This window comes from Streptomyces sp. LX-29, from assembly GCF_029541745.1.
GTDB lineage: Bacteria > Actinomycetota > Actinomycetes > Streptomycetales > Streptomycetaceae > Streptomyces.
The window spans coordinates 81,836-98,854 of sequence record NZ_CP089746.1; the positions used below are offsets into that span (position 1 = coordinate 81,836).

The 17,019-nt window shown below is 70.6% G+C and carries 12 protein-coding genes and 3 pseudogenes; 6 read left to right on the plus strand and 9 right to left on the minus strand.

From position 1 onward, the window contains the following. Positions 1-143 precede the first annotated feature (143 nt). Together LRS74_RS00400 and infA are read left to right on the plus strand one after the other, a co-directional pair. Positions 144-935, plus strand: a complete 792-nt coding sequence (locus LRS74_RS00400) for a GNAT family N-acetyltransferase (RefSeq protein ID WP_277739029.1) — start codon at positions 144-146, stop codon at positions 933-935. Continuing rightward, on the plus strand, positions 932-1,156 hold the full coding sequence (gene infA, locus LRS74_RS00405; protein ID WP_069759925.1) for a translation initiation factor IF-1: 225 nt from the start codon (positions 932-934) through the stop codon (positions 1,154-1,156). Before LRS74_RS00400 ends, infA begins: the two co-directional genes overlap by 4 nt. On the opposite strand, the gene LRS74_RS00410 is transcribed toward infA, so the two are convergent. Further along, positions 1,153-1,431 (minus strand): transposase, encoded by a 279-nt coding sequence (locus LRS74_RS00410; RefSeq protein WP_277744548.1) that lies wholly within the window; start codon positions 1,429-1,431, stop codon positions 1,153-1,155. The two genes, infA and LRS74_RS00410, sit on opposite strands and share 4 nt — an antisense overlap. A gap of 617 nt (positions 1,432-2,048) precedes the next feature. Between LRS74_RS00410 and LRS74_RS00415 the strand changes: the two genes are divergently transcribed. Both LRS74_RS00415 and LRS74_RS00420 read left to right on the plus strand, forming a co-directional pair. Next, positions 2,049-2,390, plus strand: a complete 342-nt coding sequence (locus LRS74_RS00415) for a hypothetical protein (protein ID WP_277739030.1) — start codon at positions 2,049-2,051, stop codon at positions 2,388-2,390. A gap of 170 nt (positions 2,391-2,560) precedes the next feature. Then, positions 2,561-2,881, plus strand: a complete 321-nt coding sequence (locus tag LRS74_RS00420) for a hypothetical protein (protein WP_277739031.1) — start codon at positions 2,561-2,563, stop codon at positions 2,879-2,881. 292 nt (positions 2,882-3,173) lie between these two features. Here the strand turns inward: LRS74_RS00420 and LRS74_RS00425 are convergent, their stop codons facing one another. The 6 genes and pseudogenes from LRS74_RS00425 to LRS74_RS00450 all read right to left on the minus strand — a co-directional run. Next, complete coding sequence (locus LRS74_RS00425) at positions 3,174-3,683, minus strand: hypothetical protein (protein ID WP_277739032.1); 510 nt, start codon at positions 3,681-3,683, stop codon at positions 3,174-3,176. Positions 3,684-4,094: 411 nt separating this feature from the next. After that, positions 4,095-6,599, minus strand: coding sequence for a LamG-like jellyroll fold domain-containing protein (locus LRS74_RS00430; RefSeq protein ID WP_277739033.1), 2,505 nt, complete (start codon positions 6,597-6,599; stop codon positions 4,095-4,097). Then, a complete protein-coding gene (locus LRS74_RS00435) occupies positions 6,542-10,846 on the minus strand; it encodes a LamG domain-containing protein (protein ID WP_277739034.1) in 4,305 nt (1,434 codons plus the stop codon). The genes LRS74_RS00430 and LRS74_RS00435 overlap by 58 nt, the downstream gene beginning before the upstream one ends. A 650-nt stretch (positions 10,847-11,496) precedes the next feature. Continuing rightward, a complete protein-coding gene (locus LRS74_RS00440; protein WP_277739035.1) occupies positions 11,497-12,114 on the minus strand; it encodes a LysE family translocator in 618 nt (205 codons plus the stop codon). Between the two features lie 89 nt (positions 12,115-12,203). Beyond that, positions 12,204-12,287, minus strand: a pseudogene (locus LRS74_RS00445) (IS5/IS1182 family transposase); the annotation flags it as partial. 552 nt (positions 12,288-12,839) lie between these two features. Then, positions 12,840-12,980: pseudogene (locus LRS74_RS00450) on the minus strand (replication-relaxation family protein); the annotation flags it as partial. Between the two features lie 162 nt (positions 12,981-13,142). Here LRS74_RS00450 and LRS74_RS00455 point away from each other — a divergent pair. Further along, positions 13,143-13,499 carry a hypothetical protein gene (locus LRS74_RS00455; RefSeq protein WP_277739036.1) on the plus strand — a complete coding sequence of 119 codons (357 nt, stop codon included), beginning with the start codon at positions 13,143-13,145 and terminating at the stop codon, positions 13,497-13,499. 346 nt (positions 13,500-13,845) lie between these two features. After that, the gene (locus LRS74_RS00460; RefSeq protein ID WP_277739037.1) at positions 13,846-14,916 is read left to right on the plus strand and encodes a WYL domain-containing protein; all 1,071 of its coding nucleotides are present in this window, start codon (positions 13,846-13,848) and stop codon (positions 14,914-14,916) included. A gap of 83 nt (positions 14,917-14,999) precedes the next feature. Here the strand turns inward: LRS74_RS00460 and LRS74_RS00465 are convergent. Beyond that, positions 15,000-16,019: pseudogene (locus tag LRS74_RS00465) on the minus strand (MFS transporter); the annotation flags it as partial. Between the two features lie 396 nt (positions 16,020-16,415). Then, complete coding sequence (locus LRS74_RS00470; protein WP_277739038.1) at positions 16,416-16,976, minus strand: nitroreductase family protein; 561 nt, start codon at positions 16,974-16,976, stop codon at positions 16,416-16,418. Positions 16,977-17,019: the final 43 nt, after the last annotated feature.

Consider the following 17,019-nt stretch of genomic DNA (forward strand, 5'->3'; position numbering starts at 1 on the left):
GTGGTGGACCGTGAAGTCGTCGTTTGGAGGTGAGCCCCGTGAACACAGTCACCCATGGGTGCTCCCTCAACCCGTCACGGTCCGGCGGCTGACGTTCGGTGTCGCCAGGAGCGCCCGAGATCGAGGCACTCCAGGAGACTCCGATGAACACGAAGCCTTTCACATCTGGCCTGAGCGAGAACGCGGTGATGATCACGCGCGTCGCGGACAGGCAATGGCACGCACTGGATGACGACCTGGTGGTCGGCCGCGGGCTTGCGGAGCACCGGCCCGACGGACGCTTGTTCGTCAGCATCGACGCCTGGCACGACGCCACCTTCGACCGGCTCGCCGAGGCCATGCTGGCGGAACTGCCAGCGCCGCTCTACACGGTGGTCGATGAAGCCGACGTCGAGCTGACGGCCGGCTGGCGGCGGGCCGGTTTCACGATCCGGCGCCGCGAGTGGGAGTACGTCGTGCCGACCGACCCGCGGGTCACAGGGCTCGAAGCAGTCCTGCCGCCTTCGGGCGTGACGATCGTGCCCGCCGGCCAGGCGGACGAGAGTCTGCTGCGGGCGGTGGACCGCGCGATCCGTGACGAAGTCGAGGCCACCGTCGGGTGGCGGTCGATGCCCGCTGAGGTGATTCCCCGCCCCCAAGGCGACACCATCGTCGACCCGTCGAAGTACGCCGTGGCCGCGGCGCCGGACCGCTACCTGGGGCTGATCCGGGTGGTGACGGTGAACCGGCCGCGCATCGGACTGGTCGCGGTCCGGGCCGGCGAGCAGCGCCGCGGCATCGCGCGGGCGCTGCTGGCCCACGCGCTGGGGACGCTGCACCACTCCGGGTTCGCCGCGGCCTGGACCGAAGTCCACCAGTCCAACCAAGCAGCCTCGGCGCTGATCGAGGGCATCGGCGCCCGGCCGATGAGCAGCAACCTGGAACTGGTGCGATGACGAAGCACAAGAACGTCATCGAAGTCGAGGGCAAGGTCGTCGAGTGCCTGCGCAGCGCCATGTTCACCGTGGAGCTCGAGAACGGCCACCAAGTGCTCGCGCACATCAGCGGGAAGATCCGCAAGAACTACATCAAGATCATGCTGGAAGACCGGGTGCTGGTGGAGCTCCCGCCGTACGACCTGACGCGCGGCCGGATCGTGTTCCGGTACCGGAACTAACGGCGGTCGGCACCTTCCGCGATAGCTGATCCTGGGCCCCGGCCACGGCATTTCCGTGACCGGGGCCCCGATGACGGCTCGCACGGCCACGGCAGCCACCGCCCCCATCCGCGCCAGCAGGTCTTGACCGAGCCGAACCCCAGCTCCAGGGGCAGCCGTTGCCAGGCGACGTCGTTGTGAAGCACGTACAGGATGCCCGTCAGGCACAGCCGGTCCGGCACCAGCCGCAGGCCAGGAGCCTTCTCCGGCCAGGGCGGCAGCAGCGGCGCGACCAGCCCCCAGGTCACCGTCCACCATCCACGGCTGGGTAGTCACAGCATCCCGAACGGTCGAATCGTCACACCGGACACTGCCGAACAGGGCCGAACAGGGCCGAACAGGGCCGAACAGGACCGTTCAATAGATCGTGTTACGAGTTCCAAGGGGATGGCCCGCCTTGCTCCTCTTCGATGAAGATCACCCCCAGGTGGGGGCCGCGAGGAGGACTCTCTTGCGGAGCAGGTCGAAGCCGGCCCGGCCGAGCTGATGTCCTGCACCGAGGGCGGCTTGCGGGGTGCATCGTCGGGCGGGAATGCTTCGCGGAGCCTGCAGACGTACTGGCGGACGATGGTGGTGCCACCGGTGTAGCCGCGCTCGCGGAGCTCGACGAAGAGCCGGGCGGCGTACGTGTAGCCCTCGTTCCATCGCTGGTGGCGGTAGGGCGTGTAGGGGTCGATGATGCTGCTGCGGCGGGGCGAGGCGGCCGAGGGGGGCGGCACGGTGGAACCGGGTAGAAGCCGTCGGTGGTCCTTGGCGCCGGCGTCCGGGTGCCGCCGCCTGAGTACCGTGCGCACCCGGCGATTGAGTACCGGGGCGGGTGTGCCGGGCCGGCTGAGCGGCGTTGGATCGAGACATGCACACAACAGCCCACTCTCCGACGTCCCCGGCCCAGGTGTCGATGGAAAGGGACCGCTCCCGCTTCTGGTCCGTCCTGTGCGCCGTCTCCTTCCTGCCGGCGTTCCTGGGAGCTGGTCTGCTGGCCCTGTCCTCTGAGCAGGCGTCGCGATGCCTGACGTACGGGGAGGAGTGCAGCCCGGGACTGCCCGATTGGGTGTTCAACTGGGGCGTCGGCCTTGGCGTTGTCGCCTGCGTCATCGTCCTGGCCGTGCCGAACACACGGGTGCGGCAGGTGGCGCTCGCCGTCCAGGTCCTTGCGGAGTGCGCGGCATTGCTGGTGCCCCTCAGCCACTCCTGACCCGCTGCCGCGCAGTCGGTCGAGCACAGCCACCCCTTCGCCCTCCGTCACGGACCTGCACTAGCCAACCATGCCGGCTCCTGACCGGGTCCCTGAGAGTGGAGTCGTCCGGACCACGTCCTCCCGAAAGGAGTCCTCTCGCAGATGGCCCTCTGACGACGCCTCACCTGGTGCTGCGGCCATACGAGCCCGCCGACGAGCAGGCGGTGCTCGATCTCGTCAACGATGACAAACTGCCTGGTCAGCCCCCTGCGACTGCCTCGATGCTCTCCGACGCGCTCGCCGACCTCGGGGCCGAAGAGGTGATCCTCCTCTTGGACGACGAGGACGAAGCCACCGCCCAAGACCTACGCGACAGGGCAGCCGCAGACGCTCTCTACCGGCGGGCGGGCTTCATCCAGGTCGACCGCCTCTACGCCTACACCCGCTCGCTCAACGCGTCTCCCGGTCCGCGTCGGCAGGAAGAGGAACCACTCCAGCCCCGCGCGTGATGGCGCCCCCGTCCAGGTCGGAGATTTCCTCCAGCCAGACGAGATCAGCCTCGTGGCTGATCTCGTCTTCGGTGGTCAGGGAGCTCATGCCCTTTCCTCCTCGGCGAGCAGTCCGATGACATGGTGCTGGAGGACCCCGCCCTGCTGTCACCGCCTCACCGACGCGCCCGCACCGCGTCCTTGCCAGCGCTCGTCGCGATCGGCGTGTACGCCCGCAGTGCCGCCGACACCTTCTGGTCGTGGTTTCTACGCCTCGAAGGCCCACCGACCGCTCGCTGCTGCGACACTGCGGTCAATCGTCTTCGGCTTGGAGGAGCAACGCGAAGTGCGTGCCGTTCGTGCCGGCGACCAGCAGATCGAACGTGACCGGTGTCAGGCCGTTCACCCACGTCTCTTCACGGTTCGACCACCAGATGGCATCGGGCCCCAGCGCGGCGACGATCTCGACGGCAGTCTTCCGCGCGACGCTGGGATCCATGATGGTTCGGGGGGACCACGCGAGACTCACCGAGGCCGTCTCGGTCAGTAGCTCCACCGCGTCATCGTGGGTTTCGAGGGGGAAGATCGACAGGTCGACCCTCTGGAGATGCCCCATCGACCGGAGGGGCCGACCTTGGGTGTAGTAGGCGAACAGGTCACGGGCTTCCTCGTCCACGACCCGTTCGACGAACGCGCAGATCGCGCCGACGAACTCCGGCATGTCCGCACCCGGCGCCGTGAACGTCCCCGACGAGGCGAAGACGCGGCGCGGGTGCGTCAGCGAAGCGAGGAGCTGCTCAAGACGGCTGGCTATGTCGGACACAGCATCAGTATGCCTCTACTGGCTGTGCTTGATCACCCTGATATGTGACGCGCGGTATGCCCTGGTGAGGCTCAGGACTCCCCGCCCAGGATCGCCGACGATCTCGTCACGGAAGAACCACGAGCCGAAGGAGAAGATCGCGGCCGTCCGCAAGGAGCTACGCCCGTGGCGCTGCCGCTCCTCCAACTCCCCGTCTGAAAGGTGGCTTGGTCTCACATTCCGTGCCAGAGCCACAGCGGGTCACCACATACGCGATCACGAACGGCCTCGCGCCGCGCGGAGGACCCGCTTGTGAAGCAGGTCGACGTGCGCGCGGACGGGTGGGCCGATCCGTCCGCGCGGTGACCGCCTTCCCCATATGCCGCCCGGACCGGAAGGTCGCTGCCGGTCCGGGCGGCACGGTCACACGGGTCAGCCCTCGACGCCGTAGTACTGCGCCAGGAAGCCGGTCACCTCCGCCGCGTGCGGGCTCAGCTCGGGCAGATGGGTGGCCAGGGTCGTGCGTACGGCCGCCGTCAGCTCCGGCAGGCTGGTCGCCGACCCCTTGACGTACGGGTCGAGGCGGCGGACGAGCTCGTAGTTGCTCTCCACGTCCAGCTGCCGCATCGCCCGCTCTAGCGGCGGGGCCTCGGCCGCGGGTGCCGGCGGCAGCAGCCGGCTGACGAAGGTGACGCGGTGCATCACCCGCCAGCACGGCGGCTTGCGGTCCGACTGGCGCGCCTGGCGCAGCGCGGCCGCGTTCGGGTCGGTGGCGTTCTCCAGCCAGGCCGGGTCGACGACCTTGTGGAAGAACGTGTCGAAGTGCTCGGTGTCCTCGCCCAGGTAGAAGCTGAGGAACCGGTACGCGTCCACCTTCCCCGGCGCGTTGACGGGTTTGCCGTCGGCGTCGAAGACGGGCTTGCGATCGACGTCGTACCGCTGGACGTTGCCGGATGGCGAGCAGGTGACGTTCAGCCCGAACGAGCGGGTCGCCTGCTTGCCGCGGGCCCGGGTGACGGACATGCCGCCGCCGATGGACGCGTCCAGCTGGGCGTTGACGCCGACGCCCATGATGTCGAAGGAGGTCCCGACGGAGGCGCCCACCGAGCCGGACAGGGAGTACGAGCCGGACGTCGTCTCGCTGACGGCGTCGGTCGTCTCCGTCGTCTCGGCGAAGAACCCGCCGTCCGCCGTCCAGACGTAGGTGTTGACCAGGTCGCGACGCGAGAAGCCCTCACCGGTGGTGCTGCCGGCGGTGTCCCGCCCCTTGCCGGGCGCGGTGTCGCCGCCGATGGCGCCGCCCAGCACCCGGCCGGCCCGCTCCGCGGTGGGGTCGGGGGCGTGGGTCTCGGTGGAGACGGACTCGTAGTAGCCGCGCAGCTGCTGCTGCTCCCGCTGGATGCGGCGCTTGATGGCGTACGCCTCGCGCGGCTTGTAGTAGCTGTACTCGCCGTGGTCGCGGGCACCGGTGTAGTCCGGGTCGGTGACCTTGCCGTGCTCGTCGTATCCGACCGCGCCGTCGAGCGTGCCCTGCTTGGTGTAGCGGGGGTTGATGGGGAAGGGAACGACGTTCCAGTCCTTGGGGATGTCCGGGTTGGGCTGGATGCGGTAGGCGACCAGGGTGCCGCTGTGGGCGAGCCGCAGTGCGAAGACGTCGGCGGTCTGGGACTGGACGAGGGCGAAGCCGGTGTTGACGGGCACGTAGCGGCGGCCCAGCGCCGGGTTGAGGGGCTTGAGCGGGTCCTCCCAGCTCCCGGAGAGGTCGACCTTCATCGAGCGGGCGGTGTTCTCCCCCTGCGAGACGGCCGTCTCGTCGGCCCAGCTGTTGGAGAACTCCAGGCTGCCGCGCATGCCCACCGACACCTTGGCCTTCGCCATGGACTTGGCCACGCCGAAGCCCAGCGGCGCGGCGATCATCCACATGTCGACGTCGACCTCGTTGGAGAGGGCGAAGTCGAACGCGGCGTCGACGCTGCGCTCCTTCGCCGACGACAGCGAGTGGACGACCTGCTCGGCCTGGGTGAACTCCACCGACGCGATGCCGTCGTAGGTCGCGCTGTCGGGGTCGATCGTGTGGGGCGTGAGGTTCTCCGAGGGCACCGGCGGGGCGCCCTCCACATAGCCGACGAGCTGCGGGGCGAACTGCACCTGGCTGACCCATTCGCTGACCAGGTCGCCGACCTTGTAGCCGGTGACCAGGTGCCAGCGGCCGTCGCGCAGGTAGCCGTACGCCCGCTTGAGCACGCCGAAGGCCTCGCCCTTGACGGTGTACTGCATGTCGGCGTACTCGGCGACGGCCGGTGCGCCCGAGACCGTCTCGTGGAACGGCGTGCGCATCGCGGCGAGCGCCGAGCGGACCTGGGCGGTGTCGCTGGAGACGGGGGCGGTGGACAGAACGGCGGCGGGCCGGGCGGGGGCGGCGCGCAGCGCCAGGTGGTTGCCGCGCAGGCCCTCGTCGCGTACGAGGTCCGCCGTCTCGTCGGTGGACGCCCGGTCGAAGGACCAGTAGGCGATCAGGTCCTCCTTCTCGCCCCTGAGGCGGGTGAAGAGGTTGTCCAGGACCTGCTCCCGGGTGCGGGCGGTGCGCCAGATCCGTACCTCTTCGAGGACGCCGTGGAAGGGCTGGTCGGCCCGGCCTTCCGTGAGCCGGGCGCCGAGGGAGAGCTGGGCATCCCCGTAGTCCGTGAAGTCCGCGTCCTGGAGGTCCGCAGGCTCCAGCGGGTCGCAGGCCACCGAGACCCCGTTGCGGTAGAGGCGGAAGACGCTGCCGCGCGGGTCCGGGCTGGCCGTCCAGCGGGCCCCGCGCAGCCGGGCGGGGTGCGAACCGGTGGTGTCGGCCGCGGTGTTGCCCGCGTTCTCCTCGAACCGCCAGTGTGCCGTCAGCCCCCGGTCGCGCGCCGAGACGGGCGCGCCCAGCTGGGCCGCGTCGCGCGCCACGCCCCACAGCCGGGCAAGGAGGCGCGGGTGGCGGTGAGACGGTCGCCGACGGCGGCCACGATGCGGTAGCCGGGGGCCTCGCCCTCGGCGATCGCGGTGGGCGCGGGGACCGTGCTGACGCCGCCGCGGAACAGCATGGGCCGTCCCTTGCCGGAGCGGTCCGGCACCCCCGGCCCGCCGTCCGCGCGGGGCGCCGGTTCGGCGTACGGCCAGTAGCCCTGAAGGCCGGGCTCGCCGCCGGTCAGCCGCCGGTCCTTGTGCTCCGCGATCTGTGCGGCCGTGCGAGCCGTGCCCCACAGCCGGACCTCGTCCATGTCCACCCGCGCGTAGTCGGGCACCCACCCCGCGAAGGCGCTGCCGAAGCTGAACGGCCCGCTGCCGTGGTAGTGGTCCGTGGCGACCCGCCTGGCCACCTCGGTGCCGTCCTGGTAGATCACCTGCTCCCGGGTGGTCCTGTCGTGGACGCAGGCCCAGTGGTGCCAGTCGGTGTCGGTGTACTTCTCCTCGGTGTCGAGGTCGTCCCCGTAGAAGGCGAAGGTGAACGCCTTGTCCGCCCGGAAGCCGATGTGGAGGGAGCCGCGGGTGACGGCCTCGTGCGGGCCGTGGCCGACGACGTACTGGGGGCGCCTGTCGGACGCCTCCGGGCGCCGCGCCCAGAACTCCACCGTGAAGTCGGTGCCCGCCAGGTCGATGCCGTTCTCGGTGTAGGCCACGCCACGTGAGCCGTCGAAGGAGAGGGCGGGGGTCACGGCCGGGGCCGCGGGGGCGTGCAGCCCGAGGGTGAACGAGCTGCCGCCGGTGCCGGCGTGGACGACGCGGACGGCGCCGGGCACCCGCTCGGGGTTGACCCACGCCTCCAGGGTCAGGTCACCCGTCGCGGCGGCGCGGTCCAGCTGCGCGTCCATGGTCAGGACGTTCTGCCGGCCGTCGAAGGCGTACGCGCGGCCGGGTTTGTCCGCGCGCCAGCGGGGGCCGTGACCGGTGACGAGGTCGGGCACGGCGCCGAGCGGCACGTCCCGCGCCGTGCCCGGATCGACGACCAGGAGCCGGGAGCCGGCCGACAGCGGCACACCCGGCCGGTTGCTCTCGGCCTGCTGCGCGTAGTCGTACGCCCGGCCCGCCGTCCCGTTGACGGCGGCGGCGAAGGCGGCGGCCTCGCGCGGCAGCCGGCGCCAGATCTCGCTCTCCTCGCCGCGCCGGATCGTCAGCTCGCACAGCCCGGCATCGCCGATGTCCATGATCAGGATGTCCAGGCCGGCGAGGTCCGTGCCCGCGTCCCGGGCGGCGAACGTCAGCGCCGTGTCGTCGGGGCCCGCGAGCCGCCGGGTGCCGCGGGACACGAGGGTGTCGTAGTACGTGGCGAAGAACTGCCCGTTGGCGCCGCGGAAGTACAGCACGACGCTGCCGGTGGCGCTGTCGAGCAGGTACGGGCGGTCGGCACCGCGGGCGAACTCCAGCAGCGCGCCGGACGTGCTGAGGCCGGTGCGGTCGACGGCGAGCTGGGGCATGGGCAGGGCGATGTCGTCGGCGCCCTTGAGGCCGCCCGTCAGGCGGGCGAGCTCCTCGCGCCTGGCGTCGAGCTCCGCCTGGAGGCCGGCGAGTTCCCGCTGGAGGCCGGTCTCCTTCTCCCGGGCGGTCTCGGCGGCGCGCAGGCGGGTCTCGGCGGCCTGCAGGCGGTCGCGGAGGGTGTTGACGTCGGAGAAGTCCCTGCGGGGTTCGGCCTTCTCCAGCAGGACGAGGCCCTCGCCCGAGCGGATGACCGTGTCGTTGTCGTACTGCACGACCCGCTCGGTGCTGATCCGGTCGATGGCGCTGATCGTCCGCTCGCTGTGCGTGGCGACGATGGCGAACTGGCCGCCGCCCTGGTCGAAGAGGGCGAACTCGTTGCCGTCCCCCTTGTGCATCACCAGGTGGGCGCCGTCGTCCCGGCTCTGCCAGTAGACGTGGGCGTCGAAACCGACCCAGGCGCTGCGCAGCCGGTAGCCCGGGCGGCCGTAGTGGATCCCGCCGGTGGGGTTGAAGGCCCACAGTGCCGTGCGCGCGTCCTTGTCCGTGGTCCTGTTCAGCGGGGTCTCGCTGCGGGCGTCCGACGGCACGGACACGTACTGGTCCTTGCCGTCGCGCTGCAGCTTGAACCGCAGGCGGTAGACCCACGCCCGGAGGTCGGCGTCCAGCTCCGCCCGGAGCGCGTCGCACTCGCCACGCAGCGCGTCCGTGTCCGCCGTCTGCTGGGCCAGCCGCGCCAGTTCGGTCTCCTTGGCCGCGGCCTCCTGGTCGAGCCGCCGCACCTGCGCGTCCAGCTCGCTGATCGCCTCGACGTCCCCACTGGCCTCCGGCGCGGCGAGCACCGGCAGTGTCAGCTCGTCCGGCACCTGGGCGAGCCGACCGTCCCTGCCGACGCCGAAGTCGACGGCGGCGGCGTACGCCTCCTCGGTCGCCGCACCGGTCTTCGGGTCGGGGCCGGAGGTGGCGTACGACAGGAGCACGCGGGCCTGGCGCTTGGCCGGCTTGGGCTCCTGCCCGTAACCGACGGCCGTCGCCTCCTGCTGGTGGTAGAGAACGGCCGACAGACCGGAGACGACCCCGCGGCCGGCGACGGCGAAGCTGTCGCGGCGCACGCCCGGGTGGTCGCCGACGGGCGCCTGGGAGGTCACCCACTTCGGACCGCCGAGGAGTTCGCCGTGGCGGGCGTGGTCGGTCTGGTCGTGCAGGCGGGTGCCGGAGCCCTCGTCGAAGCGGTAGTAGGCGACGAGCCCGGGGTCGTCGCCGATGAGGCGGACGCCCTTGTCCCGCCCCAGCTCGTCGGGGGTCCTGGCACGGTTCCAGATCCGCACCTCGTCCAGCTCGGCGCGGGCCCCTTGGCCGAGGGCGCGGCCCAGCAGCAGGGCACCGGTGCCGGTGTAGTCGCCGCCGGTGGTGCGGCTGCCGGCCTCCTGGCCGTCACGGTAGACGGTCTGCCGGCGCGCCTTGCGGTCGTAGACGCAGGCCCAGTGGTGCCAGTCGGTGTCGTCGACCGGGCCGTCGGCGTTGAGGTCGTCGGCGTAGAAGGCGAAGGTGAAGCGGTCGTCCTCACGGAAACCTATGTGCAGGGACCCCAGCGGGCTGCCCGACTCGTCCCCGTGGCCGATCAGGAACTCCTGGCGGCCGGTCGCGGTGCGCCGCGCCCAGAACTCGACGGTGAAGTCGGAGCCGACGAGCGCGGGCCCCTCGGCCACGCGGACATGGGCGTCCCCTTCGCCGAACCGTAGCGCGGTCTCCGCGTGGCCTTCGGAGCTCGCCACGGGCACGAGCGGCTGTCCGGTGAACGGGCAGGTGCCGGGGGCGGGTTCGTAGACGGCGTCACGGTGGGCGGGGTCGGGGCTGGTCCATGCCTGGGTGCCCTGGAGGTTGAACAGCCCGTCGCGGCCCTGCTCGATGCTGAACGCGTCGATGCGGCCCGTGGCGTCGTTGTGCGCGAAGACCTGCCAGCGCTGCCGCCCGTGGACGACGGTGGGGACGAGGAGGGCCGTGAAGCGTCCGCCGGAGAGGTGACGGACGAAGGACAGCTTCTGGGTGGGTTCGTGGAAGGGGCGCCCCTCCATGTCGCTCGTGCCCAGGCTGTCCTTGGCCGAGTCGGGGCGGTTCTTGTGGCGGCTGCGCCGGTAGCGGGCCTCCAGGACGGGTTTCAGCTCCCCGCCGACGAGCAGGAACCGGTCGGCGAGCAGCGTGTCCGCCGCGAGGGAGACCTTCGCCCCCTGAGCATCGGTGACATAGTCCGTACGCTCCGGGTCGCCCGAGGAGGCACCGCCGGTCAGCTTGTGCACGGCGTCGGGGTGGCCGGCCGGGACGGACTGGCGCAGGACCACGATGTGCGTGCCGTCGGAGATCGCGTGGAACGGGGCCGAAGCGGTCAGCCGCGCCGTCGTGGACAGGAACGGGTCCACCTCGTCCTCGCCCAGCCGCTCCCCGGGTGCGGCCTCCACTCTGCCGCCGTTCTTGACGACCGGTAAGGCGGTGACGCCCGCGGCCGCGAAGCCCACGTCGGTGATCTCGGCGGGGAACCGGAGCGGGCGGGGGTTCTCCGACCAGTAGGCGGCGTCGAGTTCACCCTTGGTCTCGTCGTGCCGCGCCAGGTCCAGGACGGTGTAGACGACGCGCCGTCGGTCGTCCATGGCGAAGGCCACCACGGTGCCTTGGTGGCGCACGGTGGTGGTGTGAACGTAGAGGCGGTCGCTGTAGACCTTGAGCAGATGCTCCTCGCCGGACAAAACGTCTCCTGGAAAGGCCGGGAAATGAGCGGGTACGCCCCGCTGACCTGCGCCGCTTTCTCTCCGCGAGCGCACCGTCACACCATTCCCACCCCTCGGCAAGCGGTCAAGGTCCACATCGCGCCAGCGACTTGGCGATGGCCGGTTCAGCGCTCGGGCCGGTGCTGCGGTTTCGTCGACGGAACGCGTCCGCGGTCACGCACGAGACGGGCGGCGGTAAGTCCAGCGCCCGGGCCACCAGGTCCCGGGCCTGCGTGTCGCCCGGGCCGACAGGTTCCGGGCGAGCGTGTCGCCCCGTTGCCCCAGCGGAGCACCACCGTCGCCCTCGACCTCAAGGCGCTCGCGCGCCGAGTCTTCGATTGCCCGGATACCCGGCGGTGGGCTGGGTCCGAAGGGCATCGTTCGGCTGGACGTCGTCGGGGACGACGACCGAGGCCACTTCGGGGGTCAAACACGTAGGCGAACCGTGGCCCTCCAGCCTGCGGCGGAAGCCGGACCACCAAAGACGTTCCACACGCTCCGGCTACTGGCGCACACGCCGTAACTCCTATCCGTAAGAGCGTCCGCCTGTGGGTGGTGGCGCGCAGAAACGGTTGGGCGTATCCCATGCTCGGCGGTCTCGTCAGACTTCAGCCCGGCGTCAGCTGTAGTCAGCTCTCGATGGCCATCCGAACACCGAGCAGGACCAGCACAGTGCCGGAGACCTGCTCGAGGCGCTGGCGTACCTTTGCTCGAGAGATGATCTTCTTCATTCGGCCCACGAACCATACGTAGAGTCCGTAGTAACCGACCTCGAAGACGGCCCAGATGGCCGCCAGGCCGATCATGGTGGGCAGATGAGGGGCTCCTGCGGGCACGAACTGCGGAAGGAAGGACATCGCGAACACTGCGGCCTTGGGATTGGCGAGGTTCAGCAGCAGGCCCGAGCGGTACGAAGCCCAGCCCGAGCGGACTGCCTGTGCATCCTGGCTCCCCTCTTGTCCCTCGCCACGGACGTCCAGCAGCGTCTTGATACCGAAGGCGACCAGAGTCACGGCACCGGCGATCCGCATGATGTCGTACGCCAGCTGGGAGGCCGCGAGCAGTGCGGTGAGCCCGAGTGCGGCGACGACACCCCAAATGAAGACACCGGTCTCGTTGCCCAGCACGGTGAGGAAACCCGCACGCCGACTGCGCAGGGACTGCCGGATGATCAGCATTGTGCTCGGGCCGGGCGAGGCCGCGATCAGGGTGCAAGCGCCGAGAAAGGCGAGGAGAGTACTCAGCATGCGCCTCATCGTGGGCCCCGCTGTCGATCATGTCCATAGGCTCCCGGCCCGGAGGTTGGTGAGTGGGACTGTCGGATGCGGGCGCTGCGGGGCCGGGTATCCCAGCGGTGACTGAACCAGGCTTGGCGGATCAGGCTGCGGACGGTGATGACGGCGGCGGCCAAGGCGAGGAAGAAAGCCACGCATCGCTGGCGGTTCGGTGCAGCGGCGAAGCCGGAGGTTGGGCGACGACGGTCCGGTTATCGTCTCGGGGTGGCGAGTTGGTCCAGGGTGGCGGGCAGCAGAGTGTGGTCGGGCCTGTTCGCGGGGGCTGGCTCAGTGACCAGGGGTACGCCGTATCCGTCGGTTGGCGCCTGATGCCCTACCTGGCCCGAACTCCGGGCTGGCTCTTGCCCGCGCACTCGCCTCCAGCGGGGAACTTGGTGATCAGCCGTCGGCCGACAGACGCTCCAGCCTCAGGCCGACCATGCGATCGTCGACGGGGTCGACGATGGCGAGCAGGTGCAGGAGCAGGGGCTTGGCCATGCGCCCGTAATCGGGGAACGCCTGCCTCAGCGGGGTCGGGTGTCTCTAGGGCGTCGAAGGTGCGGGTGGCCAGGACGTCGGGCTTCCTGCCCTCCAAGACGATCAACAGCGGCGGGAACTTGGACTCGGTACGCGGGTAGCGGGCCCACCAGTCCAGTAGGGCCGCCTGGTGCCCGCAGCGCGCGGGCCGGCGGACGGCGCTATGTGATGCGGTAGCGGTCGTACGAGGCGACCTTGGTGATCAGGCGGCCCAGCGACATCGTGGCCCGGCCGACCTCCACGAACGCGTGCGGCAGATTCTGGTAGCGCATGTGCAGCACGGCGTCCGGGATGAGCAGGCCGCCCGCGCCGAAGGGATAGGCGGCGTTTAGGTGCTGCGGCGGGGTTCGACCCTTGTTCCTTGGTCATGCCGCCGTCTGCCCGGCGACACGGCTGCTGCGTCCAGCGGATATCGTGGGATCACCATGATCACGACCGGGGAGAACGCGTGACGAGCGCGAAGGATGACCACGCGAAGTTCCTGGATCGGGCCGAGCGACAGCAGCTGGTGGGCGGGCTACTGCTCACCATCGCAGCCAGCCTGGGGCTCTGGGTTTGCCTGGCTCCTGGCCGTGCCGTACGAGGTCGGTGACAACAAGTGCGAGGCGGTGCTTTTCGCTGAGCACCGCTGGCAGAACTGCGAGGACGCCCGCCCGTGGTGGGAGATGCTCGCCATCCTCGGGGCGTCCGTTCCCGTCGCGATCGTGGGCACGGCCCTGTGCGTCGCCGGCCACACCAACCTGGCGATCAGCCGCCACTGGCGGTCGGCCGCGTCCTTGGAGGCCGAGGCGGCGAAGGACAAGTCCACTCGGGAAGATTGAGACGCTGAAACACTGAGAGCCGACGTGCAGGCGTGCGGCCTGGGAACACGGGCACAGCGCCGACACGAGGCGACCTGGACCACCGGCATGGAATCCAGCAGACGGTGTCGTCCGGACGGCCACCCCGGCTGGCGGACACTGCCGGGCCAGGGTGTCCGCGCTGCTGCGGGCGGAGCCACCGTCGGGCAGGGACACGGAGGTGGTGCGTTGGACGAGCTCGGTGTAGCGGAGCCGCGCCGTCGCGCGGCGGTCTCGCAGCCACCGGGCCAGGGCCGGGAGCGCCTTGCCGCACGGTGCTATGGGGTTCAGGCGCCCGAACGCGACCTGGGCCTGGAATGATTGGTTCATGCGCGCAGCCCGGCTTCTCTCTCTCGTCCTCCTGCTGCAGAACCGGGGCAGGCTGACGGCTGGTGAGCTCGCTGAGGAACTGGGTGTCTCGGTGCGGACCATCTATCGGGACATCGACTCGCTGAGCGGCGCGGGCATTCCGGTCTACGGGGACGGCGGGCACGGTGGCGGTTACCAGCTGCTTGGCGGCTACCGGACCCGGCTCACCGGGCTGCACGCCGACGAGGCCGAGTCTCTGTTTCTGGCCGGGCTGCCGGGCGCTGCGGACGACCTGGGGCTGGGAGAGGTGCTGGCGGCGGCGCAGCTGAAACTGACCGCGGCGCTGCCGGCGCCGCTGCGGGACCGCGCGGGCCGGGTCCGTGAGCGGTTCCATCTCGACGCTCTCGGCTGGTACCGGGAACAGGACTCCCCGCCTGCTCTGGTGGCGCTCGCCGATGCGGTGTGGAACCAGCGGCGGATCCGCGTGCGCTACCGCCGCTGGGCCGAGCCGCAGGAGGTCGAGCGCGAGCTCGACCCCTACGGCCTGGTCCTCAAGGCGGGCGTCTGGTACCTCGTCGCAGCGGTGGACGGCGCTGTGCGGACGTACCGGGTGTCTTCGATCCTCCGCCTGGACGTCGGGGAGGTCGCTTTCGAGCGCCCCGAGGGGTTCGACCTGGCCGCCCACTGGCAGGAGTACCTCACCGTCTACGACGCCCGCAGGCTGCGGCTTCAGGCCTCCGTCCGGATTGCTCCAGCGCTGCTGTCCGCGCTGCCGGACCACCTGGACGCGGCACTGGTCCGCGCCGTCGAAGCCTCGGCAGGGCCGCCGGAGGCAGATGGCTGGGTGACGGCGACGGTGCCGCTGGAGTCGGTCGAGCTTGCGGTGCCCATACTGCTGTCACTGGGGTCGGACATCGAGGTGCTCGCCCCCGAGGAGCTGCGCCGCGGGATAGCGGAGACGGCAGCGGCCGTGCTCGACCGGTACGGACCAGGGGCCTCATCAGGCCGGGCGGGGGCCGGCGATCTCAGCAGCACTCCGGCGGACAGGGTCGCCAGCAGCGCAAGGGCGGCGAGGACCCCAAAGCCGTAGCGCGTGTCACTGTGGTCGGTGACCGTCGCGACCAGGAACATCACAGCGACCGTAGCCGCCAGCCCGCCACCGTTCGCCAGCCCGAAGACCCTGCCCACCGTGGCATCGTCGGCCGAGGCCATCAGCATGGTCCGGGAAGCGATCCGGGCCTGCCCGAAGAAGAACGCACCCAGCGGCACCCCGACGAGATAGCCGACGATCCCGAACTGGCTCTGCAGCAACAGGCCAACATCGCAGAGCAGAAAGCCCACGACGGCGATGCGAAGGTCAGGACTGCGTCTGCTGACGATCCGGTACGCACCGGTGGCCGCCAGGAAACCGAGGCATCCGAGAGCGTCCACCGCACCGAACGTCGCCGCCCCCAGATGGAGTTCACCGATGACGGCGGTGGGCAGCAGAGCATTGAACACCGTGACGACCACACTCCCCTGGGCGTAGAGCAGGATGAAGCGGCGCATCCGCAGCGAGCCGCGCGGAGCCGCCGCCGGCACCGACCCCCCGGCAGCGGTGTCCGTCCGCGCCCGGTCCGGGCGAGGCCCCACCGCGACGACGCAGAGCGCCGAGACGAGGAAGGTCCCCGCGTTGAACACCAGCAGCGGCACGGCACCGAACGCCTGGACGGACAGCCCGCCGATCGTCGCCGACAGCAGCATCCCCGCCTGGGTCCCCATCTCGTAGCGGGCGTTGAACCGCCGCAGCCGGTCCGCGGGGACCCGTTCCTTGATCAGCGCGGAGCTCGCCGGGAAGAACAGGGCACCGACCACGGCGAGCGCCAGATTGGCGCTGTAGATGCCGGGCCCCGGGGAGCCTCCGCAGGCCAGCCACAGCGGCAGTGCGAGGGCCAACGCCGCACTGGTGATATCGCAGCCGATCCACAGGGCCCGTCGGTCGAAGCGGTCGGCCAGCCGTCCGAAGAAGGGCGACAGCAGCGCCTGCGGCCCGGCGACGGCGATGAAGAGCCAGCCGACGGCCATCATGGTCCGCTGCTCCCTGATCATGATCAGGGCACCGACGATGAGCTGGACATTGTTGCCGAGCGCGGTGGCGAAAGCAGCGGGCACAAGCAGCCGCTCGGCCCGGCGGGAGTGGTGACTGAAGATCATGGCACCACTGTCCGGAGGTTCACTGACATCTTCTGTCAGTGAGGTGTCCGCACCGTGTCATCTTCTGTGTCGCCGCCTGCGGCGCCAGACCCCCGTTGTGCTCCTGAACCGTCGCCAGCATCTACCAGGCGCTCGCCGAGCACGCCAAGCGCGAGGCACACTCCGAAGCCGTCGAGGCGGCGCACGCAGACTTCGCTTCTCTCCGGGCCAGCGAACCCCCACGCCCGCGCACGGCGGCGACGGAGCCCGCGCGCTGACGCGGTATCGCGTCAGCAGCCGTGCCTGCTGGCCGGGCTGCTCCTGGACACGCTCGTCCACTGCGACAGGGACGCCTGCCGCAGCCGCACCGGGTACGGCCGTACTCGCCCGGACCGCTCAATGATCACGACTCGGCTGTCACTCCGCCGGTGACCAGGGAGCGGAGCGCAAGTGCGCGACGCTGCGCCGCTCACGGCCCTCCGGAGGTCCGCCAGCGGCCTTGCCCACCGCGACCATGGAGACGATCGCCCAGCCCGGGTTCGGATCCAACTCCTTGGTGAGCCCTTCCAGGTCGAAGGCCCGGAATTGGTGCGCGGCCAGTCCCATGGCCTGGGCCTGAACAGTCATGTGGGCGATGGCCTGGCCGAGGTCGTAGTCCGCGAACTCGGAGTAGAGCAGCTGCGTATCATCGACGTGCCGACGCGTCAGCGTGACGACGAGCAGGCCCGCATCCGTCGCCCAGCGGGCCGAGCTCGGCGCAAGGTGAGGGAGCACCCGGTCGTGCTCCGGCTCACCGGGCCTACCGATGAAGAAGCCCCACGGCTGGGAGTTCCCCGCCGACGGTGCCCACCGCGCGGCTTCCAGCAACAGCCCGAGGGCGTGGTCGTCGACAACCGCCGACGGATCGAACCGGTAGGGGCTGAAGCGCCCGGCAAGCAGTGGGTGTATGCCGCTGGGCGGCTCCTGAGAGTGGTGCATGTTCCGCTGCAACCGGCGACCGCGAGTGCGTATTCCGGCCGGT

Coding starts and splice junctions, on each gene's coding strand:
- LRS74_RS00470 (WP_277739038.1), bottom strand. CDS start 16,976: ATGCACCACTCTCAGGAGCCGCCCAGCGGCATACACCCACTGCTTGCC.
- LRS74_RS00440 (WP_277739035.1), bottom strand. CDS start 12,114: ATGCTGAGTACTCTCCTCGCCTTTCTCGGCGCTTGCACCCTGATCGCG.
- LRS74_RS00460 (WP_277739037.1), top strand. CDS start 13,846: ATGCGCGCAGCCCGGCTTCTCTCTCTCGTCCTCCTGCTGCAGAACCGG.
- infA (WP_069759925.1), top strand. CDS start 932: ATGACGAAGCACAAGAACGTCATCGAAGTCGAGGGCAAGGTCGTCGAG.
- LRS74_RS00400 (WP_277739029.1), top strand. CDS start 144: ATGAACACGAAGCCTTTCACATCTGGCCTGAGCGAGAACGCGGTGATG.
- LRS74_RS00455 (WP_277739036.1), top strand. CDS start 13,143: ATGACCACGCGAAGTTCCTGGATCGGGCCGAGCGACAGCAGCTGGTGG.
- LRS74_RS00415 (WP_277739030.1), top strand. CDS start 2,049: ATGCACACAACAGCCCACTCTCCGACGTCCCCGGCCCAGGTGTCGATG.